Source organism: Companilactobacillus huachuanensis, from assembly GCF_005404815.1.
GTDB classification, from domain to species: domain Bacteria; phylum Bacillota; class Bacilli; order Lactobacillales; family Lactobacillaceae; genus Companilactobacillus; species Companilactobacillus huachuanensis.
In genome coordinates, this window is the sequence record NZ_BJDF01000003.1 from 1 (window position 1) to 23,306 (window position 23,306).

18 protein-coding genes and 1 pseudogene are annotated in these 23,306 nt (G+C 36.9%); 18 read left to right on the forward strand and 1 reads right to left on the reverse strand.

What is annotated here, in order from left to right; translation table 11 throughout:
* From FFM71_RS13560 to glmM, 5 genes and pseudogenes are all read left to right on the forward strand, one after another.
* Positions 1-151: pseudogene (locus FFM71_RS13560) on the forward strand (IS630 family transposase); the annotation flags it as partial.
* A gap of 278 nt (positions 152-429) precedes the next feature.
* Entirely contained in the window at positions 430-2,556 is a 2,127-nt protein-coding gene (locus tag FFM71_RS02365) for a cation:proton antiporter (protein ID WP_137610592.1), read from the forward strand.
* A gap of 112 nt (positions 2,557-2,668) precedes the next feature.
* Entirely contained in the window at positions 2,669-3,532 is an 864-nt protein-coding gene (cdaA, locus tag FFM71_RS02370; protein WP_137610593.1) for a diadenylate cyclase CdaA, read from the forward strand.
* Positions 3,510-4,595: a CdaR family protein gene (locus FFM71_RS02375; RefSeq protein WP_223876459.1), complete on the forward strand. Its 1,086-nt coding sequence runs from the start codon at positions 3,510-3,512 to the stop codon at positions 4,593-4,595. The genes cdaA and FFM71_RS02375 overlap by 23 nt, the downstream gene beginning before the upstream one ends.
* 20 nt (positions 4,596-4,615) lie before the next feature.
* Complete coding sequence (glmM, locus tag FFM71_RS02380) at positions 4,616-5,968, forward strand: phosphoglucosamine mutase (protein ID WP_137610594.1); 1,353 nt, start codon at positions 4,616-4,618, stop codon at positions 5,966-5,968.
* A gap of 342 nt (positions 5,969-6,310) precedes the next feature.
* Here glmM and FFM71_RS02385 read toward each other — a convergent pair whose 3' ends face one another.
* Positions 6,311-7,066 (reverse strand): sulfite exporter TauE/SafE family protein, encoded by a 756-nt coding sequence (locus FFM71_RS02385; protein ID WP_137610595.1) that lies wholly within the window; start codon positions 7,064-7,066, stop codon positions 6,311-6,313.
* 79 nt (positions 7,067-7,145) lie between these two features.
* On the opposite strand from FFM71_RS02385, the gene FFM71_RS02390 reads away from it, so the two are divergent.
* The 13 genes from FFM71_RS02390 (at position 7,146) to FFM71_RS02450 (ending at position 23,300) form a co-directional block, all read left to right on the forward strand.
* Positions 7,146-7,712 carry a TetR/AcrR family transcriptional regulator gene (locus FFM71_RS02390; RefSeq protein WP_137610596.1) on the forward strand — a complete coding sequence of 189 codons (567 nt, stop codon included), beginning with the start codon at positions 7,146-7,148 and terminating at the stop codon, positions 7,710-7,712.
* A gap of 779 nt (positions 7,713-8,491) precedes the next feature.
* Entirely contained in the window at positions 8,492-10,303 is a 1,812-nt protein-coding gene (gene glmS / locus FFM71_RS02395; RefSeq protein ID WP_137610738.1) for a glutamine--fructose-6-phosphate transaminase (isomerizing), read from the forward strand.
* Positions 10,304-10,958: 655 nt separating this feature from the next.
* Positions 10,959-12,554 carry an APC family permease gene (locus tag FFM71_RS02400; protein WP_137610597.1) on the forward strand — a complete coding sequence of 532 codons (1,596 nt, stop codon included), beginning with the start codon at positions 10,959-10,961 and terminating at the stop codon, positions 12,552-12,554.
* A complete protein-coding gene (locus FFM71_RS02405; RefSeq protein WP_137610598.1) occupies positions 12,554-13,066 on the forward strand; it encodes a VanZ family protein in 513 nt (170 codons plus the stop codon). Before FFM71_RS02400 ends, FFM71_RS02405 begins: the two co-directional genes overlap by 1 nt.
* Before the next feature lie 220 nt (positions 13,067-13,286).
* Positions 13,287-17,651 carry a leucine-rich repeat protein gene (locus FFM71_RS02410; protein ID WP_137610599.1) on the forward strand — a complete coding sequence of 1,455 codons (4,365 nt, stop codon included), beginning with the start codon at positions 13,287-13,289 and terminating at the stop codon, positions 17,649-17,651.
* 111 nt (positions 17,652-17,762) lie between these two features.
* Complete coding sequence (locus FFM71_RS02415) at positions 17,763-18,500, forward strand: YebC/PmpR family DNA-binding transcriptional regulator (RefSeq protein ID WP_137610600.1); 738 nt, start codon at positions 17,763-17,765, stop codon at positions 18,498-18,500.
* Positions 18,501-18,577: 77 nt separating this feature from the next.
* On the forward strand, positions 18,578-19,546 hold the full coding sequence (gene comGA / locus FFM71_RS02420) for a competence type IV pilus ATPase ComGA (protein ID WP_137610601.1): 969 nt from the start codon (positions 18,578-18,580) through the stop codon (positions 19,544-19,546).
* Positions 19,512-20,525 (forward strand): type II secretion system F family protein, encoded by a 1,014-nt coding sequence (locus FFM71_RS02425; protein ID WP_137610602.1) that lies wholly within the window; start codon positions 19,512-19,514, stop codon positions 20,523-20,525. Before comGA ends, FFM71_RS02425 begins: the two co-directional genes overlap by 35 nt.
* Positions 20,525-20,887, forward strand: a complete 363-nt coding sequence (locus tag FFM71_RS02430; RefSeq protein WP_137610603.1) for a prepilin-type N-terminal cleavage/methylation domain-containing protein — start codon at positions 20,525-20,527, stop codon at positions 20,885-20,887. Before FFM71_RS02425 ends, FFM71_RS02430 begins: the two co-directional genes overlap by 1 nt.
* A complete protein-coding gene (locus tag FFM71_RS02435) occupies positions 20,868-21,317 on the forward strand; it encodes a type II secretion system protein (RefSeq protein ID WP_223876460.1) in 450 nt (149 codons plus the stop codon). The genes FFM71_RS02430 and FFM71_RS02435 overlap by 20 nt, the downstream gene beginning before the upstream one ends.
* Positions 21,301-21,600: a hypothetical protein gene (locus tag FFM71_RS02440; RefSeq protein WP_137610605.1), complete on the forward strand. Its 300-nt coding sequence runs from the start codon at positions 21,301-21,303 to the stop codon at positions 21,598-21,600. The genes FFM71_RS02435 and FFM71_RS02440 overlap by 17 nt, the downstream gene beginning before the upstream one ends.
* Positions 21,578-22,018 carry a ComGF family competence protein gene (locus FFM71_RS02445; RefSeq protein WP_137610606.1) on the forward strand — a complete coding sequence of 147 codons (441 nt, stop codon included), beginning with the start codon at positions 21,578-21,580 and terminating at the stop codon, positions 22,016-22,018. The genes FFM71_RS02440 and FFM71_RS02445 overlap by 23 nt, the downstream gene beginning before the upstream one ends.
* A gap of 268 nt (positions 22,019-22,286) precedes the next feature.
* Complete coding sequence (locus tag FFM71_RS02450) at positions 22,287-23,300, forward strand: class I SAM-dependent methyltransferase (protein WP_137610607.1); 1,014 nt, start codon at positions 22,287-22,289, stop codon at positions 23,298-23,300.
* Positions 23,301-23,306 lie beyond the last annotated feature (6 nt).

Below are 23,306 nucleotides of genomic sequence, written 5' to 3' on the forward strand. Positions count from 1 at the left end.
CAGGCGAATTCCAGAAATGGAACAATTAAAACAAGAAGTAGCAGCATGGTGTAGTGAACGTAATGCTAAAAATTTATCAATAGATTGGCAATTCACAACTGCAGATGCACGTATAAAATTACATTCACTTTATCCAAAATTTGAAGGTTGATTAAATATAAATATGAGAGCTACGCTCCACTAGTCGGAGGAGCTGAGAAATATTTGTGGGCAGTGGAAGTGGCGTTATGGCTTTAGCCATTACGCCACCGGGCGAGTTTGGAGACTTGCCGAACTGTGGCAAGGCTTCAAACCGAGGTTCGAGACCGATTCTCAGGCTCGAGCCGGTCCGCACAGCCAGTGAATATTTCTCAGCTCTGGAGACGGCATGTTTAATTAAACTTCTAATTTTCAGTAAAAATAAATAAAATTAATAGGTAGGTGTTGTCTGTGGAAATACTTGAATCAATTATTTTGATTCTTTCACTCTTAATTATTGCCAATATTGTAAGTCACTACTTTGTGTCGATTCCGCCCAGTTTGCTACAAATTGCCGCGGGAATTTTAGCTGCTTTGTTCATGCACGTTAAAATCTATGTTGATACCGAGTGGTTTTTGTTAGCATTTATTGCGCCAATTCTGTTCAATGATGGGAATAATTTTCCGAAACGAGAGTTGTGGAAACTAAAAGGTCCCATTTTAGGAAATGCAATCGTTTTAGTTGTTATTTCGACCTTGGTTGGGGGCGTCTTTGTTAAATGGCTCATTCCAACGTTACCGTGGGCTACGGCCTTTACACTAGTTGCTGTTTTGTCGCCAACCGATCCAATTGCGGTGCAATCAATTGCTAAGAAGGCACATATTCCGGATAAACTGATGCATTTAATCAGTGGTGAAAGTTTGATTAATGATGCATCTGGATTGATTTGTTTTAAATACGGTGTCGCTGCTACGGTGACTGGGATGTTTTCATTGAAGGATGCAACAATTGACTTTTTCCATATTTCTATCGTTGGAGCCTTAGTTGGTGCTGTAATGATTTGGATTTTTAACGGTATCAGATTGTATCTAATGAACCAAGGTGTTGATGATTCAATTTTACACGCCATAATCCAAATTATTATTCCATTTATTATCTATTATGTGGCAGAAGATATTTTTGATGTTTCGGGAGTTGTTGCAGTCGTTATAGCTGGAATCTTGAATATTTCATCCAATCGTAACCTCAGCAGTTTTACACCTGAAATTAAACTGGTCACCTCAAGGACATGGGACTTGGTCGTATACGTCCTTAATGGAATCGTCTTTGTACTTTTGGGAATTGAAATTCCGTTTGCCATGGAAGAACTAGTTCATAATGACAATATAAATACCATTGGAGCAACTTTTTTGGCCTTTATTATTTGGATAATGTTAGTTGTGATTCGGGCAGCCTGGAGCTACGTCTATTCGACTTTCTCTAATAATGGCGATAATAAAATTATCCTCTGGTCTAAATCAAGGTTGGATGATTGCCTGATGTCCGGTATTTCAGGTGTTCGTGGCGCCGTTACAATGGTCGGTGTTTTATCTTTACCTATGACTATTAAAGGTGGAGCGCCATTCCCATCTCGAACATTACTATTGTTTTTGGCTAGTGCAGTGATTATCTTTAGTTTGTTAGGGGCGACAATCTTAATTCCTTTATTAACTAAAAATAGTGCACCGGTTGCTTATCGTGGTAATACCTTTGTTTCAGACGATGAAGACAGCGAAGATGATGAGGACGATGTGCCAACAATTGTTAAATTAACGCAGGCTGAAGCAAGCCGATTGATTTTGGACAAGACTGTCAAGAAGCTACGAGGTGAAATGGATGATGGCGATACAGCTGTTTATTCATCCGTTATTGGTGAATATCTCTATGATATCCGTAATTTAAGTATTCGGCACAACAGTCCTAAAATGGCTAGTCATCAAATTAGTAAGCGTCGTGTTAAAGGGAAAAAAGATGCTGAGCTGTGGGATATTTGTTTTAATTGTGAGCTAGAGGCAATTGAGGAACTCTATGTTAATCATGAAATTTCAGATGACTCTTACGATATTGCAAATCGAAAAATTGCCAAGTATAAGAAAGATATTGTACATCGTCGTTACAATTCAACGATTGAATTTTTCTTGAGTTATTTTAGAAGAACTTATCTGCAAATTAAACGTTGGTTTTATCGTTCAGTCAAATATGATGAAATCAAGCAATTGAATCAAGATTCTATCAAGATTTCCACGGCTGGGGCAAAGCGTGCATTGGCTAAACTACAAGAACTAAGTCAATCAGATAATGAAGAATTTACTGATAATTTGATTTATATTTTTCAGCGTCATTATGAAGATCGCCTAGAGTTGCTTCAGGGTAAGTATCGAGGCCGAACACCGCAATTTAGTGGTGACCGAGCAGCCTTGGAAGTTAAGGCTCTGAGTTATCAACGTGCATTCGTACAAGACATGTTGGAGCAAGGAAAAATCAGTAAGGCCACTGCCAATGAATTACGGCAAAATATCAATTATAGCGAAGAAGTTATTAATATAGGGAATGACTAGAATAGTAGATTGTTAGTTAACTAGCACTACTTGTCAGTATCTAAAAAATAGTGAACTTTTATAATTTTTATTGTTTGTTATAATTAGTTCGAACTGCTAAGGAGCTAGAAAAATGAATTTTATACCAAGCAATATATTTACATGGCAGAACTTGGCTAACTTGGTTGATATCCTGGTAGTCTGGTATTTTCTATACAAAGTTCTGTCGATGTTACGAGGCACGAAAGCGGTACAGCTTCTAAAGGGAATCGTGATAATTTTCGGTATCAAGATTATTAGTTGGGCTTTAAATTTACACACGGTTTCTTTTTTGATGGATCAGTTGATCAACTGGGGGATTATTGTAATCGTGATAATCTTTCAGCCTGAAATTCGTCGTGGATTGGAACATTTGGGGCGAATGCCGTTATTTAGTTCTACGAGTAATGAAGAAGGTAGGACGAAAAATCACCTGATTGAAAGTTTGGATCAGGCGATTCAGTATATGAGTAAGCGTCGAATTGGTGCTTTGATAACTTTGGAAATGAATACTGGCTTGGAAGAATATGTCGAAACCGGAATTGATTTGGATGCTGAAGTTACTGGAGCCCTATTGATCAATATTTTTATACCGAATACACCGTTACATGATGGAGCAGTAATTGTTCGTAATAATCGGATATCGGTTGCGGCGGCCTACTTGCCATTATCAGAAAGTAATACGATTCCTAAAGAATTAGGAACACGTCACAGAGCGGCGGTTGGTATCAGTGAAGTAACTGATGCGATTACAATTGTTGTTTCTGAAGAGACTGGGGGCGTCATGATTACCAGAAATGGACATATGATGCTTGACCTTTCCCGAGACGATTACCTGAAATATCTTCATGCTCAATTAAAGGATCCTAATGAAAGTGACAATCATTCATTACTAGATTTCTTTAAAATAGGTCGGAAGAATAAGGAGGGCCAAGATGATAAAGAAGATAATAAATAGCAATTATTTTTATGCCTTTATCGCTCTCTGCTGTGCCTTATGGTTGTTCTTTTTTGTCAGCACACCAGGTGTCGGATCAACCAGAGATTCTAATCAATCTAATACTTCAACCGTAACTAAAAAAGCAACCTTTACAGTGCCTTTACAGTTACAGGCAGATGTCGATAAGTACTACATTACTGGTTACCCAGAAAATGTAAAAGTAACGATTGAAGGACCATCAGCTCTAGTCACAGCAACTAAAAATACTCAAAATTTTAATTTATATTTGAATTTAAAAGACTTGTCGATTGGGCAGCACCGTGTTCAAATCAAAGAGTCTGGCTTGAATAGTGAATTAACATATACTATTAAGCCTAAGTATGTCACCGTCAACATTCAGCAGCGTGAAACTAAGAAATTTGCAGTTGATGTTGATTACAACAAGGAGTCTTTGGCAACTGGCTATGAAGCTGGAAAGACTGAAGTGTCTCCTGATACCGTTACTGTTACAGGTGCGGCATCTGAAATTGAAAAAATCGACAAGGTTATCGTTAAACCAATTTTGCCAAAGGGAATAAAATCATCATTCGATCAAGAAGTTTTAGTGCAAGCTCTCGATAAAAATGGTAAAACTGTAAATGTGACATTAGATCCGCAAACAGTTCACGTTAAAATTCCGATTACCATTCAAAGTAAACAAGTATCGGTCAATTTGAAACAACAAGGAAGTTCCACGAATTCCAATTATACATTTGAGTCTGATGTGAAAAATGTCAGAGTTTTCGGAACTCAAGATCAAATTGATGCGATTGACGATTCGATTGATGTTCCAGTTGATGTTAGTGATGTGACAGGGAACACTAAAAAATCAATTAACTTAAGTGATGCTTTGGGTAGTAAAGTGGCTTTTACTGATCCTGAAAGTATCAGTGTGACAATCAATACTGGATCTTCATCTAGTTCATCAACCAATAGTACCAATAGCACAAGTACGTCGAATAGTGATAGTAGCAGTACTAATAATAATTCGAGTTCGTCAAGTAGCGACTCGACTGAAGATAATAATAATAGCGAACAATAATACGCTGGGGGTAAGTTTTCATGACAAAATATTTTGGAACTGACGGAGTAAGAGGTATTGCAAATAAGGAATTGAGTCCTGAACTAGCATTCAAGTTAGGTCGTTTTGGGGGCTATGTTTTAACACAACATTCAGAAAACAGTGATTCACGTCCTCGAGTTCTAGTTGCTAGAGATACACGTATTTCTGGTCAAATGTTGCAATCAAGTTTAATTTCAGGACTATTGTCTGTAGGAATTGAAGTTCTAAATCTTGACGTAATTACAACTCCAGCCGTTGCATATTTAATACGCGCTGTTTCTGCTGATGCCGGAATTATGATTTCAGCATCACATAATCCTGCTGAAGATAACGGAATCAAGTTTTTCGGGTCAGATGGTTATAAATTGGCTGATGACGTTGAAGATGAGATTGAAGAATTATTGGATGCTAAAGAGGACACTTTGCCAAGACCATCTGCTGAAGGTTTAGGTAGCGTTTCAGACTATCCAGAAGGTGCTCAAAAGTATCTCCAATTCTTGAAACAAACATTGTCCGATGATTTGAGCGGCATGAAGATTGTGCTTGATACAGCTAATGGTTCAACAAGCCGCTTGGCAAGTACATTATTTGCTGATTTGGGCGTTGACTTTGAAATCATGGCCTCACATCCAGATGGAATCAATATCAACAAAAACGTTGGGTCAACGCATCCGGAAGAATTGGCAAAACGTGTTAAAGATTCAGATGCCGTTGCTGGATTAGCATTCGATGGTGATGGAGATCGTTGTATCGCTGTTGATGCTGATGGAAATATCGTTGATGGCGACAAGATTATGTTCATTCTTGGCAAATATTTGCATGATGGTGGTCGTTTAAAGAAAGACACGATCGTAACAACAGTTATGAGTAATCTAGGTTTGTACAAGGCAATTGAGGCCAACGGCATGAAGTCAGTTCAAACAGCCGTTGGTGACCGTCACGTTGTTGAAGAAATCCGCGCCAATAATTACAATATTGGTGGTGAACAATCAGGACATGTTGTCTTGTATGAGTATATGAATACTGGGGACGGAATGCTAACAGGAATCCACTTGTTGCATGTTATGAAGGAAACAGGTAAGACCCTAGCAGAATTAGGCGCTCCTGTTAAGATTTATCCACAAAAACTAGTTAATGTTCCTGTAGCGGATAAAGACTCATGGGACAAACATCAACCAATCCTCGACTCAATCAAAGCAGTTGAAGACGAAATGGCAGGCGATGGCCGTGTGTTAGTACGCCCTAGTGGTACCCAAGCATTGTTGAGAGTTATGTGTGAAGCTCCTACAGAAGAAAAAGTTAATGAATATTGTGATCAAATCGTAGAAGTTGTGAAGAACGAACTAAATTAGAGAGAGCGGAACAAGGGCGGGTCAGCTCCTGAGCATTTTCGTAGATATGTGAATCACACGCCGGTTTTGCGTGTGATTGACATATCTATGAAAAGCGGAGGGAGTTGCCCTTGTGTAGCTCGTTTTAGAGCCACTGCCGGTATAAACAGAACTTTTCAATATCAAATAAGCGATAAATAATAATACAAAAGAGATTGAGGAAAAATCGGTTCTTTCTCAACTTTGGTTATGAAAAAAAGAGGCTGTTTCTTACTTGGAATTATTTCAAGTGTAAGACAGTCTCTTTTTATTTTTTTGTTTTTATTTTAATATTTACGGAAATTTAGTGAAGTATATGAAATTTCACAAAATCATTTGTAGTCCCATAAACACTAATAATACCCCCATAAATGGTCTAACATAATGATTGAATTTAGCTGGATTTACCTTGGCAAGGAGAATTGGTGCCAGTAATGCGCCGAGAATTGCTCCAATCATTAGGTTCAGTCCAATCGACCAGTCAACATTACCACCCGATAGATGGAATAATAATCCGACCCCAGTAGTACCAACAAGTACGTATGATGAAGTAGCGGCTGCACGAACCATATCTAGATTGAGTAATAGTAATCCTGCTAGAATTGGACCACCACCACTTAATCCGGCAATTCCGACCATTAATCCACTGATGGCACCAAATATAGATGCTTTCACAGCGTCATTATTAGACTTTTTATTTGAATCTTTGGACTTGGATGGGAAGAAATGTTGTACTAGAATTTGAATTCCCAAAACAACGAGGATGATTGCAACAATCCACGTATAAATTTTTATTGGAATATAGGGCGCAATCCAGGCACCAATTACGACCGCAGGAATGGCTGAAATCATCATTCTATTGCCAACTTTGAATCGAATGTTTCCTGTACGATAATGACCGTAGGCACCGACTATTAGGGATGGGAAAGCCGTTAATAGTGAAGTTGCGGCAGCTACTGGAGCACTCAAATGAAATAGGCTTGTTAGTATACCTAGGTACATAGCGGCACCGCCACCACCAGTTGATATCACGAAAAGACCAATCACAAAACCAATTAAAATCAAAGACAAAATTGTCATTTTTAACATCTCCTATTTACTATTGGTAATTGTAATTTACAGAGTGTAAAATGTAAAGAGGAAGCAAGGAGGAACACGTATGACACAGAAACGTGATCTGTCTGAAGACAAAATCATTCAAGCGTCAATTGAAATAATCACTGATGGCAATTATGATTCAGCAACTTTTAAAAGCATTGCTGAAAAATTAGATTGTAAAACACAAGCTTTGTATTTTTATTTTAAAAATAGAGATGACTTGAACTTAGCATTAACCAAATATTATTTCGATAAACTGGATGATAAAATTAAGACCGAATGTTTAGGTTATAGTGGCAAAGCCGGTATAATTCAAGTTGCCAAAGTAATGCGTAAGTTTGGATTAAATAATTTGTCGTTATCGTTGCTGGTGTTAAAAACGGCTGAAATTTCGAAAGATGAAACAATTGGTGACGAGACTTTGCATTTGAGAATGATGATGAATACTTTTATCGAGAAGTTTGTTACAGATGATAAGGTAAAAATGACTATCACCCGTGGGATTCGCTCGTTGGTTATCGGTGAGGTTGTCAATGAAGGAATCGGCTGGTTTCACAATCCGCTGATCAAGAATACTGATAGTTTTGAGATTAATTTGAATAAAATATTAGATGTTAAAAACCTGTGATGCTAGTTAAGCATTTCTAAATTGAGTCTAAAGGTTGAAAGTTTGATGCATTATGCCGTTTCCAGAGCTGAAAGTATTCATATGCTGCGCGGAACGGCCCGAGCCAAAGAGCGAACTCGTTCCTCGGTTGAAGCCTCGCAAAAACCGCGAGTCTTCAACACGTCCGGTGGTGTAATTGCTGAAGCAATAACGCCACTTTCGCGGCAAATGAATGCTTTCAGCTCTTCCAACTAGTTTATTTTTTTAATAGCCGGAACAATAAAATGAAGATTTCTGAGTATTTAAATAAATTAGCTCTAGGCCTGTAATAGCAATCGTTAGATTAGTTTTTCATCTTTCAACCTTCAGTGATTGAGTAAAAAAGCAGCTGTTGAGAATTTTCCATTTTCTCAACAGCTGCTTTTTTTTATTGCTAATATCAATCAATGATTAGCTAATAATTAATAATTAAATCCCAATTAATATTAAAAAAATAGCTAGAACAGAACAATGATGAGCTTGTAGTCGAGGCGAGAGACCTCCACTCGCACCGGTCTACTGCAGGCGGAATCACTATTCTGTTCTGGCGGCAAACCCAAAATGGACTATACATATATACCATATAGACAATATCGGTACATACCAACCATACCAATTTTTAAAAATATTAAACTTTTCTTGACAAGAAACTATTTAATTAGTATTCTAAGCATTGTCACAAGATGATAAAAGCAAATAAAGAAGCTATACCATTAAAAAAAATAAAGAACTATACCAATACGAGAAAGGCATTGATTAATATGTGTGGAATTGTTGGAGTTATCGGAAATAATAAAACTACTGATATTTTATTGAACGGATTAGAGAAGCTTGAGTATCGTGGTTATGATTCAGCTGGTATTTATGTGAATAACCAAAACGGAAAAGATTTCTTAGTAAAAGAAGTCGGCAAGATCAGTAAACTGGAAAATGCTGTAACTGAAGATGTTCAAGGACTTGTCGGTATTGGTCATACAAGATGGGCTACTCACGGAACGCCAACCATCGAAAATGCTCATCCTCATTTTTCTGAAGATAACCGCTTCTATCTCGTACATAACGGTGTCCTAACAAATTTTGAAGAATTAAAAACTAAGTATTTAGGAGATGTTAATTTCAGTAGTCAAACAGATACTGAAGTTGCGGTTCAATTAGTTGATCACTTTGCAAAAAATGGACTTGACGGCGAAGCTGCTTTTAGAAAAGCTTTAAGTTTGATTGAAGGATCATATGCCTTTGCCATGGTTGACAAGGAACAACCTGATCGAATTTTTGTAGCTAAGAACAAGAGCCCTTTGTTGATTGGATTGGGAGATGGATTCAATGTCATCTGTTCCGATGCAATGGCAATGCTTGATCAAACTCACCAATTTGTCGAAATTGAAGATGGTGAAGTCGTTATTCTCAAGAAGGGTTCCGTTGAAATCAGTAAGCTTGATGGCACTCCAGTTAAGAGAGATTCCTACACAGTCGACCTTGATGCTAGTGATATTTCTAAAGGTACTTACGAACATTACATGCTCAAAGAAATTGATGAACAACCCAATGTAATGAGAAAGATTTCTCAAAATTATCTTAAAACTGATGGCAGTATCGATGTTGAACCAGCTTTGTTAGAAGAAATGAAGAAGGCTGATCGTTTGTATATTGTTGCCGCTGGAACTAGTTATCATGCTGGTTTGGTTGGCCAAAACATTTTTGAGCAAGTTGCTGATATTCCAGTTGATGTTGAACTTGGTAGTGAATTCGGTTATCACATGCCTAAGTTATCCAAGCATCCATTCTTCATTTTCCTATCACAAAGTGGTGAGACTGCCGATAGTCGTCAAGTACTAGTTAAAGTTAATGAATTGAAGCTACCAAGCTTGACTATTACTAACGTGCCAAATTCAACCCTTTCACGTGAAGCAACTTTCACAATGGAATTGCTTGCTGGCCCAGAAATTGCTGTTGCCTCAACAAAAGCTTATACAGCCCAAATTGCTGTTGAAGCTGTCTTAGCAAAGGCACTTGGTATGGCTAAGAATCTTGAAGATGCCAAGAAATTTGACGTTAAGAAGCAATTGGCGTTAGCTGCTAATGGAATTCAAACAATCGTTGATGAAAAAGCCGCAATTAAGAAATTAACAGCTGAATTCTTGACAGATCAAAAAGATGCTTTCTATATTGGACGTGGTATTGATTATGCTTTATCGCTTGAAGCCGCTTTGAAATTGAAAGAAATTTCATATATTCACGCTGAAGGATTTGCAGCAGGTGAATTGAAGCATGGAACTATTGCTTTGATTGAACAAAATACTCCAGTTATTGCTTATGTAAATGACGGGGTTGGTGCCAGTCATACTCGTGGTAATATCCAAGAGGTTAAAGCCCGTGGCGCTCATGTGCTTGTGATTGCCAGTCAAAAATATGCTGAAGCAGGGGATCAAATCATTATTCCTGAAATTGACGAATTGATCTCACCAATTATCAGCGTTGTACCAGCTCAACTGATTGCCTATTATGCAAGTTTGGCTCGTGGCAATGATGTTGACAAACCTCGTAATCTTGCCAAAAGTGTTACTGTAGAGTAATCTAATTTAGTAGAATTTTATAAATGATAGCTTCCACAATGGAGGCTATTTTTTGTTTACTGCTGTTTGTGGGTTATTTATTCATAACTAAAGGTTGAAGGGTTAGTTAAGTATGCCGTTTCCAGAGCTGAGAGTATTCAATTGCTGCGCGGAACGGCCCGAGTCAAAGGGCGGTCTCGGGCCTCGGTTGAAGACTCGCAAAACCCGCGAGTCTTCAACGCGCCCGGTGGTGTAATTGCTGAAGCAATAACGCCACTTTCGCTGCAAATGAATACTCTCAGCTCTTCCAACTAGTTTTTTAATAATAAGAATGTCCAATTGTGATCTTTTGCTTAACTAAATTGGTAAATAAATTGAATTTAGGACTGTCACAGCAATATTTATAGCACTTTTTCACTTTTCAACCTTCAGTTATTTAAATAGGTTTGCTTCTAGTCCGTAGTGACAATCTTTATATTAATTTTTTGTCTTTCAACCTTCAGTTCATAATTAAAAAATGAAGTTAAAAATTTTATCATCGGTTAATAGAAGTTGATTATAAAAAATATTTAATTGTATTATGATTGATTGAATTTCCAGTGGGGCTAAGTTAAAGATAAATTGTTAGTTGAAAATACTATAACCGGAGACAGCAAAACAATAGATTGGTGGGTTTATGAGGGATAAAAAATTAAATCTGTTCTCAACTGTGATGTTTGGACTCAGTGCCATTATTGGTTCAGGATGGATGTTTGGTTCTAGTCAGGCAGCTAAGATTGCCGGTCCAGCCGCAATTGTGGCTTGGATATTGGGGGCAATTTTAGTAGCAATGATTGCTATGGTTTATGTAGAAATTGGAACGATGTTTCCAGAAGATGGGGCAATGAGTCGATTTACAATGTACACTCATGGCTCATTATTGGGTCATATTTTTTCATGGGCTAATTGGCTTTCGCTTTTGGCGATTTTACCAATTGAGGCTGTGGCATCCACACAGTACATGAGTACTTGGCCTTGGAAATGGGCGCAATGGACACATAGTTTCATGAAGAATGGTCAGTTGTCTTTCAACGGAATTCTTATGGCAACGGGTTTAATACTAGTGTTTACGTTAATTAATTATTGGTCAGTTACGATAATGGCCAAATTTAATAATTTCATTTCAGTTTTCAAAATAGTAGTACCGATAATCACAATGATTTTGCTAGTTTCGGCTCATTTTGATTTTCATAATATGGGTACGACGGTGCATCAATTCATGCCATATGGAACTTCGTCAATTTTTGTTGCAATTGGTAGCGCGGGAATTATTTATTCGTACGTGGCTTTTCAAACGGTAATTAATTTGGGCAATGATATTGTCAAACCAGCGGTTAATATTCGTCGGGGAATTATTTATTCGTTGTTGATCAGCGCTCTGATTTACATTGCATTGCAGATTGTCTTTATCGGAGCTTTGCCAAAATCAATTGTCAGTGGCGGCTGGTCACAGATTAGTTTCAATTCACCATTTGCGGATTTAGCCATTTTATTAAATGTGTATTGGCTATCAACTTTGATTTATTTTACAGCGTTTATTTCACCAATCGGTAGTGGGATAGCCTTCTCAGCTTCTGCAAGTAAATCATTGTCCTCGATGCCTAAGAATAAGCATTTACCTAAAGTTTTGAGCAATACAAATAATAATTACAATACGCCGAGAATTGCCTTGATGGTTGACTTTTTGGTGAGTGTAATTCTGATTCTGTTATTTAAAAATTGGGCTTTGTTATCACGAGTTGTTGCAGCCTCGACCTTAATTTCGTTGCTGTCTGGACCGGTCGTTGCTGGTAGTTTGCGTAAAATGGGACCTAATTTCAAGCGTCCAACAAAAATTCGAGGGATGAAATTCTTGTCACCTTTGGTTTTTGACTTAATTAGTTTGGCGATTTATTGGTCAATGTTTCCAACAACGGTTGAAGTTATTGTTATTATTATTGTGGGATTGCCGATATACTTTATTTATGATTTTCGTCGTGGATTTAAGGAGTTTAAGCAGAAGTTTTATGCTAGTCTCTGGCTGATTGTTCACTTGGTTGGATTATCAATAATTTCATGGATCGGTAGTAGTCATTTTGGCGGTATTAATATGATTCAATATCCTTGGGATTTTCTGGTTATTATGATATTTTCAACCGTAATTTATTACTGGGCAATTAATTCGTCTTATTATTCAGGCTATTTTGACGACGCAAAGCAACTTAATTCAACCGTGAATTGGGATGGTGAATAATGGATAAGTTAAAGAAAAATGAAAAATGGTTTTGGAGTGGCGTGGTTTTGATTGAACTTATTTTATTTTACAGTTCGTCAATGACTTATAAACAACAGACCTCAGTGCCATTTCTGGAAAAATATATGCATAGTAAGCCACTTAGTAGCAGTTTGAGTAATATTCGTTTTAATTACGGTGGTAAAGAGCAGTCAATTGCCAACGACGGTTATTATCACTTTGTGGAATTTTTTATTCGTAAGGGTGCTCATTTTGGAACCTATATGATTTTAGGAGTATGTTTGTGTTTGGCATTATATACATATTTTCAACATCATAATTTGTTGAGTATTTTTGTACCTTGGATGATGACGACTGGATTGGCGGCCTTTGATGAATTTCATCAAGGGTTGACCGGTGGACGGACGCCTTCAGTGACAGACGTTATGCTTGATAGTGCAGGCGGGATAACAGGGATTATAATTGTTGCTGTTGTGCTGTATTTTGTATTGAAGCCTAAGTTCAGGACTTAAGCATAATTAAAAAGTGACTCACTTTTTTATAAAAGTATTTATGAAAGCCGACATATTATGTCGGCTTTTTTGCTGTAAAATTTAGTAACACTTTTTTATGAACTTATCGTATATACACCTCAGTACGAAATATTTAAAAAACGATAATTAAAGTTATATTATATCCAGTGAGGTGTTTAGACATGTTCGGAGAAATTCCATCTCGTTAGGACGGTTTATTATGGCAAATAAGAAGATCACATTAAGTAAAAAACAATTATTGATTGCTGCAGGAACAGCAATGACTTTGGGAGTTGGAACAACATTGGGCCAACAAGCGATTGTACATGCAGACGCCAATGATACTAGTTCCGTTGCATCATCTTCAGAAAATAGTACGACAACTGGTAATGAGGATACTACAACTACCAGTAACAATAGTTCTACAAATACAAATACAAATGAACAGAATGGTGCTAGTGCTTCATCTAGCGAATTAAGTACGACGGCCTCTACCGGAACTAAGACTGAATCAGGTACAAATGTATCCACTAATGATTCAGTAACTACAGAAACGTCTGCAAAGACACAAACACCATCAGCAACAAGTCAGTCGGGAACAGCTCTAGCATCAGAGACACCAGAAGTATCAAAAGACGAAACTCAAGCTACAGGAACTCAAGCATCAACAGGAACCGTTCAGTCATCGGCAGTAACAAATGATGAATCACAGGCTACAGGAACTCAAGAATCATCAGAAAGTACCCCAGCACCATCGGAAACAACTCAGTCAGGAACATCTTCAGCATCGGTTGGCGAAGCTTCGTCTACAGGAACCCAAGCATCAACAGGTACTGTTCAGGCACCAGCAGTAACAGTCCAGTCAGGAGCACAAGTGGCTTCTGAAACAACGACCGGAGTGGCGACTTTAACCCCTGCTGTATTGGCTGATTCAACTATGATTACGTCAACGACCTTGGCTGCGAATGCAGTATCAACAGTAATGACGCCGGTTGACACATCTGCTAATACGATTACATCAGACACTGATCATACAGCTGCTGACAACTTTACTTGGAGTACTGATGACAGTACAGGTGAAGCTTCTTTGACTGGGACAACTAGCAGTTTAACTGATTCATCAGTCAATATTCCAACGCAAATCACAGTTACCAATAACAGTACGAATGACAGTAAACAATATAACGTCACTAGTATTGGAAATGCTGCATTTGCTAGCAATCAAACAATAAAGAGCGTTCAGGTCAATAGTGGCGTCACTAGTATTGGTGACAATGCATTTATTTATTCAACATTACAAAATATTGATTTAAAAAATGATACTGATTTAACAAGCATTGGTGACCAAGCTTTTTGGAATAAACAACTAGCAACAATTGATTTACCAGATTCAGTTCAAACGATTGGTGATAGTGCTTTTAGTTATGATCAGGCTTTAACGTCATTAACACTACCTGCCAATTTACAAACTATAGGTAATCAAGCTTTTATTGGAAATACTAGCTTACAAAACGTTGATTTCTCTAAGGATACAGCTTTAACTACGATTGGTAGTGAAGCTTTTTCTGGTGACTCAAAAATTAGTAGTGTCGATTTATCGAATAATACGGCTCTAGTTTCGATTGGAAATTCGGCTTTTGTTAATGATTCAAATGTTACTGAGGTAAAATTACCAGCAAGTTTACAAACAATAGGTAATCAGGCGTTTGCTAATAATACGAGTTTACAAAATATTGATTTTTCTAAAGATACTGCACTCACAACGATTGGCAATGAGGCCTTTTCCGGTGATACTCACGTTTCTAGCATTGACCTAAGCAGTAACAATAATTTAACAACGATTGGTGATTTAGCCTTTGCCTATAATGGAAATGATTATAATGGTAATACGTCTGTGAAGTTGCCATCTAGTCTTCAGACAATTGGTAACCAAGCCTTTGCCGCTAATAATAATCTACAGAGTGTCGATTTTTCCAAGGATGCAGCTTTAACAACTATTGGCGATTCAGCCTTTTCTGGTGATTCAAATATTACTGGGATTGACTTGAGCAATAACAATAATTTAATAACCATTGGTAATCAAGCATTTGTATATAACAGTAAGAGTACAGAGGTGAAATTGCCAGATAGTTTGCAAACCATTGGTGATCAAGCATTCCTTTCAAATTTGGCCTTACAAAATATCAGCTTTGGACCAAATTTAATATCAATTGGTAATCAGGCTTTTACTTATGATGGAGCTTTAACGAGCGTTGATTTTTCTAATGCAAACAAATTGAGTAGTATCGGTAATGGTGCGTTTGAATTTGCAAATTTGAGTGGAAATTTAACTTTACCTAGTAGTATGGAAACCATTGGTGATCAAGCATTTACTGGTGATCACTTTGAAAATTTAGTTTTGAATGAGGGATTACAGTCAATTGGAAAATCGGCTTTTTCATACAACGATTTGAATGATGATTTAGTTATTCCAAGTACGATTAAAAGTATTGGTGATGAAGCCTTTATTGGTAATCAGTTAACAAGTTTATCAACCACTGCTTCCGATTTTTCGTTAGGTGAGAATTCCTTTTCATATAACAGAATTACAAAAGTTGATGCACCAAATGTTAAGGCAGGAACGACAGCTTACAACATAAATAGTGCAACTAATCAATTTGCAGCTATTTTCACAGATTCAGCACATAATAATATCTCTGATTACTTCAATCTTGATATTGGTAAATATTCTGAGAATAATTTGGGAATTTCCAATTTGACTAATGGTGTAACTTATAGCAATGGAACTTTCGATATTCCAACAGGTGTAAATGGTTTTACATTCGATTGGATTCTTTCGCCAGATTCTAGTGATGACAATGGTTACAGTGGAGTTTACAATGTCGTTTTGGATAATCCAGATATCAAAGCGATTAATTCAAGTATTCCAGCGGGTACTAATTGGAGTCCAAGTGATAACTTTGTCAGTGCCGTTACTCCTGATAAAAATGACGTCGGATTAGATGATGCAAATATGCATGTCAAAGTGCTTGATCCGAATGATAACGAGGTAGCAACTGTAGATACAACTGTAGTAGGAGATTATACAGTTATATATAGCTACGGGAGTGAGAGTAGTACGGTTACTGTTAATGTATACAAACGTAGTGGTGAAATTGATTTAGGAGGGACTAGTTCTACAACTTACAATGGTCAAAGTCAGACTTTTGATAAAGATAACTATCAAGTAACTTTATCTAACGGTACGACATATACCTTGCAAGATGGTGATTTAGCTTTGTACGATGAATCAACTGGTACGACTTACGATCTTAGAGACGCTACACAGGTACCTGAAAATTCAGAAATAAATGCTGGCGATTATTCAGTAGTTTTGACGCAGCAGGGTTTAAACAATATTAGCCAAAAAGATAGCAATTCCCTGTACGATTGGACAGAGAGTCAGTCAGCTAATTTTATTATCAACAAAGCTCCAGTTATTATTACAGTTAATGGTGGTTCCAAGGTTGAAGGTTCGACGGATCCTGAGCTTTCAGCAATCGTAACTATGCCCGCTGGTATGTCAGAAAATGACGCTCCTGCTTACACTATTAGTAGGGATGACGGTGAAGTGGTTGGAAATTATCCAATTACTGTCAGTTTTAATGCGGCTGATTATCCTAACTATGATATTCAAGTAGAGGGTAATAATATTTTCACTATTACGGCATCTGCTAAATCCATTAGTGGTAGTGATTATAAAATGACCATAGGGGATCCAACACCAACTGCCGATGATTTTAAAGCCACATCAACAGATGAAAATGGTGCATCTCAAAATGTTAGTGTTGATTTAAGCCAAGCTGACTTGAATACAGCAGGCACTTACAATGTCACTTTAAGTGCGCCTGATGGACAATCGACGATTGTTAAGTTGACTGTAGTTAAAAAAGATACGACGGGACCAGTTGATCCAACGGACCCAACAGATCCAACAGACCCAACAGACCCAACAGATCCAACGGACCCAACAGACCCAACAGATCCAACGGATCCAACAGATCCAACAGATCCAACAGACCCAACAGACCCAACAGATCCAACGGATCCAACGGACCCAACAGATCCAACAGATCCAACGGACCCAACAGACCCAACAGATCCAACGGATCCAACAGACCCAACAGATCCAACAGATCCAACGGACCCAACAGATCCAACGGACCCAACAGATCCAACGGACCCAACAGATCCAACGGACCCAACAGATCCAACGGACCCAACGGACCCAACGGACCCAACAGATCCAACGGATCCAACGGACCCAAAGAATCCAATAGATCCAATTATTCCATCAGTTCCTAGTAATGAATCTAAAAATGATAACGAATATGTTATTTCAGGTACTGTTTACTATGTTCCAGGTATTAGTGGAACCAATAAGGGTAATTTAATTGCTAATGACTACCATCCAACTTATCAAAAATCGGGTGTCGCAACGTTCCCTCAGACAGGAAATGAAAGCGGAATCGGAATGCAAATTTTGGGAGTATTGATTGGTATTTTAACTTTTGGTGTAATCGATATCAAAAAAGTTCATCATTAGGCAAAAATACGTTAAAATTCATGGTTATTTATGCTCCAAATATTGTAATAACGCGCTTACTTTGATAAAATAAAATGCGGTTTATAATAATCATGAAAGAAGGAAACAGAAATGTCAGGACACTCAAAATGGCATAACATTCAAGGTAGAAAGAATGCCCAAGATGCTAAGCGTGGTAAAATCTTCCAAAAGTTGTCTCGTGAACTATTTATGGCGGCTAAGGCGGGTGGTTCCGATCCTAACGATAATGCTGCCCTTCGTTTAATAGTAGATAAAGCTCGTGCAGCCAATATGCCAAAGGACAACATCAAACGTGCCTTGGATAAGGCTGATGGCGGTAGTGATGACCATTATGATGAAGTTACATACGAAGGCTACGCTCCAGGTGGAGTTGCAGTTTTAGTACAAGCTTTGACAGATAACAAAAACAGAACCGCTTCTGTCGTACGTGTTGCATTTACCCGTAACGGAGGAAGCCTGGGCTCAAGTGGTTCAGTTGCTTACATGTTTGACCGTAAAGGTTATATCGTTCTTGACCGTTCAAAGAATGCTCAAGATGAAGATACTGTTTTAATGGATATCATGGATCTCGGTGCTGACGATCTTCAAACATCTGATGACGCTTATGAAATCTATACTGAAGCCAAAGAATTCGCTGCTGTTCGTGACGGATTAATTGAAAAGGGCTATGTACTTGCCGACTCAGAGTTGACAATGATCCCTCAAAATACAACTCCAGTTCCAGCAGATAAACAAGAACAATTTGAACACATGATCGACCAATTGGAAGATGATGAAGATATTTCAGAAGTCTTTACTGCTGCTGCAGATGATGACGATGAAGAATAATTTAAAAAAATAAAGATTACTGACTTTTGTCGGTAGTCTTTTTTTTTCGTAATTTTTTACAGAAGGGAGGTTGAGATATGACTGCTGAAACAATGGTAAGTAATTTATTAACTGAAGCATGTACAAATAAGATTTCTGATATTTATTTTTTCCCGCGGGATGGATTCTACCATTTAGAGGCTCGAAATTCGCTGCAAAGTTATACCGTCGCCGATTTAACGATTGAGGAGACAATGTCGATCATGAATTATTTGAAATTTAATTCTGGATTGGATGTTTCAGAAAGACGTCGAGCACAAAAAGGCGCTTTTAATTTTATTTACCAAAATCGAAATATTTTTATTCGTATATCTTCTGTCGGTGATTTTAAGAATCGTGAATCAATGGTTGTTCGTTTGATTTATCCACCAGAATTGAATTCGCAAATTGATGAGGAAATTATCGAAGAGCTGATGCCGATTTCCAAACGAAAGGGCATGATGATTTTTGCTGGTCCGATGGGATCAGGCAAAACGTCATTGATGTATGCCTTAGGTCGCCAATTGAGCTGTAATAAGAAAGTTATGTGTATTGAAGATCCGATTGAAATTGCTGAGGATAATTTTCTACAATTGCAGGTCAATACTGAAGCAGGTATGACTTATGAAGAGTTGATTAAAACGAGTTTGAGACACCGCCCTGAGGTTTTGATCATTGGCGAAATACGTGATAGTCAAACTGCCAAACAAGCCATTCAGGCCGCAATATGTGGCTATACAGTCATGACAACGATTCATGGTAAATCAAAGTATTCGGTTATCCAACGATTGCGCCAATTTGGTATTAATGATACCGAGATTCTCAATGCGGTAAATTACATTTCCTACCAACGATTAGTACCAACTGAATATGACTTGAAACTATTCCTCGATATTATGGAAAATGATGAAATTAGAGCGTTTATCAAGCAAGATATTACTGATGACAATTGGAAACAACTGTTACAAAATTCATATCAAATGGGTCAAATTAATGAAGATACTTACCAAGAATTTATTTTCGGATAAGAAAATCAAAACGAGTCAACAGGCTGAGTATTTATTGATTATTAGTAAGTTACTGAAAAATGGTTTTTCACTAAGTCAATCAATTAATTGTTTACGCTTACTTGATGATCGTCAAAAAATATTTGAAAAAATCAATCAGGATTTACAAAGCGGTCAGATGATTTCACAAGCATTACGACATTTGCAACTGCCAACAGTAATTTTTAATCAATTGGTTATTGCTCAAGAACACGGAAATATTGCCTTGTCTCTCGAACAAACGGGTCAATTATTGAAAAATCAGGCTCGACAGAAAAGCAAATTGAAAGAATTGCTGGCATATCCATGTTTCATCTTGGCCTTTCTTTTTACGATGCTTATAGGGATGAAAATTTATATTATTCCACAGTTAGAAATTGCGGATGGTGGCAAGAATATTGATCTGTTTTTACAAGTATTGCTGGTATCCATTGTGACCATTATATTTGGAAGTCTAATTTTTGCTTGGAATATTCGTAGAAAGGCAGAATATCAAAAGGCGTTGATCCTTGTGAAACTGCCATCAATTGGCCAAATATATTTGAGCTTTTTTCAATTCTTAATTTTACAAGGTCTGGGAATGCAGCTTGGAAGCGGGATGAATCTATTTGATATTTGTGAATCCAATAATCGCTTTCAAAAGGGTTCAATTCAAGTTTATTTAGCGGATAAATTCGTTAAAAATTTAACAGTGGGTAAAAGTATGTTGGAATTGATCGATAATGAACCGCTATTGCCAAAACAATTGCGAGTGCTATTAGAAGCTGGCGAAAGTGGTTCACAATTAGCAGATGATTTATTACTGATGTCAGAATTAAAGTTTGAAGAGACACAAAAAAATTTGAAAAAACTGTTGAATCTGGTACAGCCAATACTATTTGGAATTATCGCTTTAGTAGTAGTTGTTACTTATTTAATGGTTCTAATGCCAATATATGGAATGATGAAAGGGATGTCCTAATGAAAAAAACTCGTAAAGCTTTTACACTAATTGAAATGGTAATTGTACTGTTTATTATCTCGTTGTTGTTGTTGATCATGATTCCTAATTTGGTTCAACAAAAGGATAATGCCAGTAAGCGATCAGAAGAGGCTTTTAAAACAACGCTAGTTACACAGGCGGGACTCTACATGGAGAATCATCCTGAAAAATCAAATACTGATAAGGATAAAGAGGTTGTGACAATTAAAGATTTGAAAGATGGAAATTATATAACTGATGCTCAAGTTAATAAAGCTAAAAGGATAATCGGAGAAACGGATAATATTCTTGAAGAAAGTGCAAAACTTGGGAAACATGAGATTGTTACGCCAAAGTCCTAGATTAGGATTTACTCTTCTAGAAACAGTGATTGGGCTAGGAATATTCTGTTTATTAACAACTGTTTCACTGTATAATCTCAAGGATTATCAAGCAAGACTTGAGGAAAAACAGTCATTAGAATGGTTTAAGGATACGTTTAAGGGGGCTTTTAACCATGCGTATTTAACGCACCACAGTAGTAAATTCATGATTGATAATAAAAATACAATTATTTTTGATATATCAGCGGAGAATAAGAAGACCAAAGAAATAAAAAGAAAACTCCCTTCTACAATGAGTTTTAACGAGAATTCCCAAAAGGAGTATACAATCAGTAGTTCTGGTCAAGCTTCTCCAGTAACGATAACCATTAAATCAACTTTAACTAACAAAACGTATAAATATACAGTTCAGTTAGGATGGGGTGAAATTATTGAAGAAAAAACATGATGGTTTTGTTCTGATTGAATCACTGACTGCTTTTGCTATTTCACTAATGATTATTTTGACGTTAAGCTATTGTGTAAATGAGCAATTTAAGTTGATTAATTACTGGGAGGAGCGAGTCAATGCAGATAAAATAATTTTATTGCATATAAAAAATAAGGATAACAAGTTTGCTAGAAATTTTCCTAATAAATTAATTATTAAGGGCCAGAGTTATTATTTCACACAGAATCAAAATTTTTATCAGGTGGAAGTAAACAAAAATGTTTATAAAATTTTCAAATAAACATTCAGGATTTGTTTTGTATGAGGCCGTAGTAGCGTTGATGATAACAATTATGACTTTAGGAATTCTTCAACAATCCTTGCAAATACTACATAGGGTTCAACAAACGACCTTTCGAGATCAATTACGCTGGCATGTTACTCAAGAAAAATTGCAAGAATTATTGTTACACAGTACTTTGTGGAAAGTTGATGAGGGAAGTATTGTTTATCAAAATAAGGGTGAAGACAGAATGGTACTTGATTCGTATGACAGGGGAAGAATTTTAAGGAAAACAACCGCTACACAAGGAGGTTATGAACCGATGATGACAAATGTACAAAAGTTAAGGATTGAAAAAATTGAGAATTTGGTTATCATTACAACAGAGAATAAAGCCGGTCAAACTTCACAGATGTGTCTGATCAATGATCCGTAAAATGTTTTTCGACAATCAAAAACATGGCGGAACCGTACTGTTAAATAGTATATTAGTACTTGCGGTTTCAATTATGGTTGTCGGTTATAGTACGTCTTATTTAAGCAATCAAATCAATGATTACCGGCAGTTAGACAAGATATATCGACAACAAATTAAAGCAAAAATTCATAATCAAACTAAAGAAAAATCCTTAAGTAATTTTGTGAATCCTTGAATTAAATCAGTTCCAACGTTAAAATTTTATTATTAAGCAAAGAGGTTAACTATGTCCGAAAAAGATATGCAGTCGTATTTTGAAAAACTAAATGAAGCCAATACATTATTGGGAGAGTCCTTGAAGGTCGGTAACGTTGATGCACTTGCTGAAACATTGACTAATATTTCTGATGGTAAAGTTTATGTGGAGAATGATGTTCCAGATAAGGATACTGTCGCTAAATTAGAGGCGCTTTACAAAGATTTAAAAGATTTAAATTTAACGCCTTCACAACTAAAGCAAGCAATTACTGTTGCAATTATCAAAGCTCAAAAGGATGATAAAACTGAAGTTAACAAGTTGATGACTCCCGATGCAATTGGTTTGATTGCTAGTCTCATTGCTTATGAGGTTTTAAGTGTTCAAAATAAGACAAGTGTCAACGTAGTTGATCCGACTGTTGGAACTGGTAACTTATTGATTGAGTTTATTGAACAATTGAACATGACAGATAAGTACAAAATTAATGCTGCGGCACTTGATAACGATGATACTTTGGTATCTTTGGCAAAGTCTTTCAGTGAAGTGATGAATCTTAATTTGGATGCTTATCATCAAGATAGCATTGCCGAATGGGATATTACTGATATTGATATGGCCGTTGCTGATTTACCAGTTGGTTATTATCCAGTTGACGAGAATGCAGCAAAGTTCAAGACGAAATCCGATGAGGGCCATTCTTATGCGCATCATTTATTGATTGAACAAACGATGAAAAATTTAAATGATGGTGGAATCGGTATATTCATTGTACCTTCACAAATTTTCCAAACAGATCAAGCTAAGAAATTATCCGAGTGGATGGTTTCCAGCGTATATTTACAAGCTGTTCTTGATTTACCTGCTACATTATTTGCTTCAAAAGAAGCTCAAAAAGCAATCGTTGTTTTACAAAAACACGGTGGCAATGCTAAGCAAGTAGGAAATGTTTTGATGGGCACAATACCAGATACCAATAATCCAAAGTTGTTTGAAGGGTTTAAGGACCAGTTGCAAGACTGGGCGAAAAATTTTAAAGGTTAGGTGAGA

Bases quoted from the DNA above. Each gene is read 5' to 3' on its own strand.
- FFM71_RS02410 (WP_137610599.1), top strand. From the start codon at position 13,287: ATGGCAAATAAGAAGATCACATTAAGTAAAAAACAATTATTGATTGCT.
- comGA (WP_137610601.1), top strand. From the start codon at position 18,578: ATGACTGCTGAAACAATGGTAAGTAATTTATTAACTGAAGCATGTACA.
- FFM71_RS02450 (WP_137610607.1), top strand. From the start codon at position 22,287: ATGTCCGAAAAAGATATGCAGTCGTATTTTGAAAAACTAAATGAAGCC.
- FFM71_RS02415 (WP_137610600.1), top strand. From the start codon at position 17,763: ATGTCAGGACACTCAAAATGGCATAACATTCAAGGTAGAAAGAATGCC.
- glmS (WP_137610738.1), top strand. From the start codon at position 8,492: ATGTGTGGAATTGTTGGAGTTATCGGAAATAATAAAACTACTGATATT.
- FFM71_RS02400 (WP_137610597.1), top strand. From the start codon at position 10,959: ATGAGGGATAAAAAATTAAATCTGTTCTCAACTGTGATGTTTGGACTC.
- FFM71_RS02425 (WP_137610602.1), top strand. From the start codon at position 19,512: ATGAAGATACTTACCAAGAATTTATTTTCGGATAAGAAAATCAAAACG.
- FFM71_RS02405 (WP_137610598.1), top strand. From the start codon at position 12,554: ATGGATAAGTTAAAGAAAAATGAAAAATGGTTTTGGAGTGGCGTGGTT.
- FFM71_RS02385 (WP_137610595.1), bottom strand. From the start codon at position 7,066: ATGACAATTTTGTCTTTGATTTTAATTGGTTTTGTGATTGGTCTTTTC.
- glmM (WP_137610594.1), top strand. From the start codon at position 4,616: ATGACAAAATATTTTGGAACTGACGGAGTAAGAGGTATTGCAAATAAG.
- FFM71_RS02390 (WP_137610596.1), top strand. From the start codon at position 7,146: ATGACACAGAAACGTGATCTGTCTGAAGACAAAATCATTCAAGCGTCA.
- FFM71_RS02375 (WP_223876459.1), top strand. From the start codon at position 3,510: ATGATAAAGAAGATAATAAATAGCAATTATTTTTATGCCTTTATCGCT.
- cdaA (WP_137610593.1), top strand. From the start codon at position 2,669: ATGAATTTTATACCAAGCAATATATTTACATGGCAGAACTTGGCTAAC.
- FFM71_RS02445 (WP_137610606.1), top strand. From the start codon at position 21,578: ATGTTTATAAAATTTTCAAATAAACATTCAGGATTTGTTTTGTATGAG.
- FFM71_RS02430 (WP_137610603.1), top strand. From the start codon at position 20,525: ATGAAAAAAACTCGTAAAGCTTTTACACTAATTGAAATGGTAATTGTA.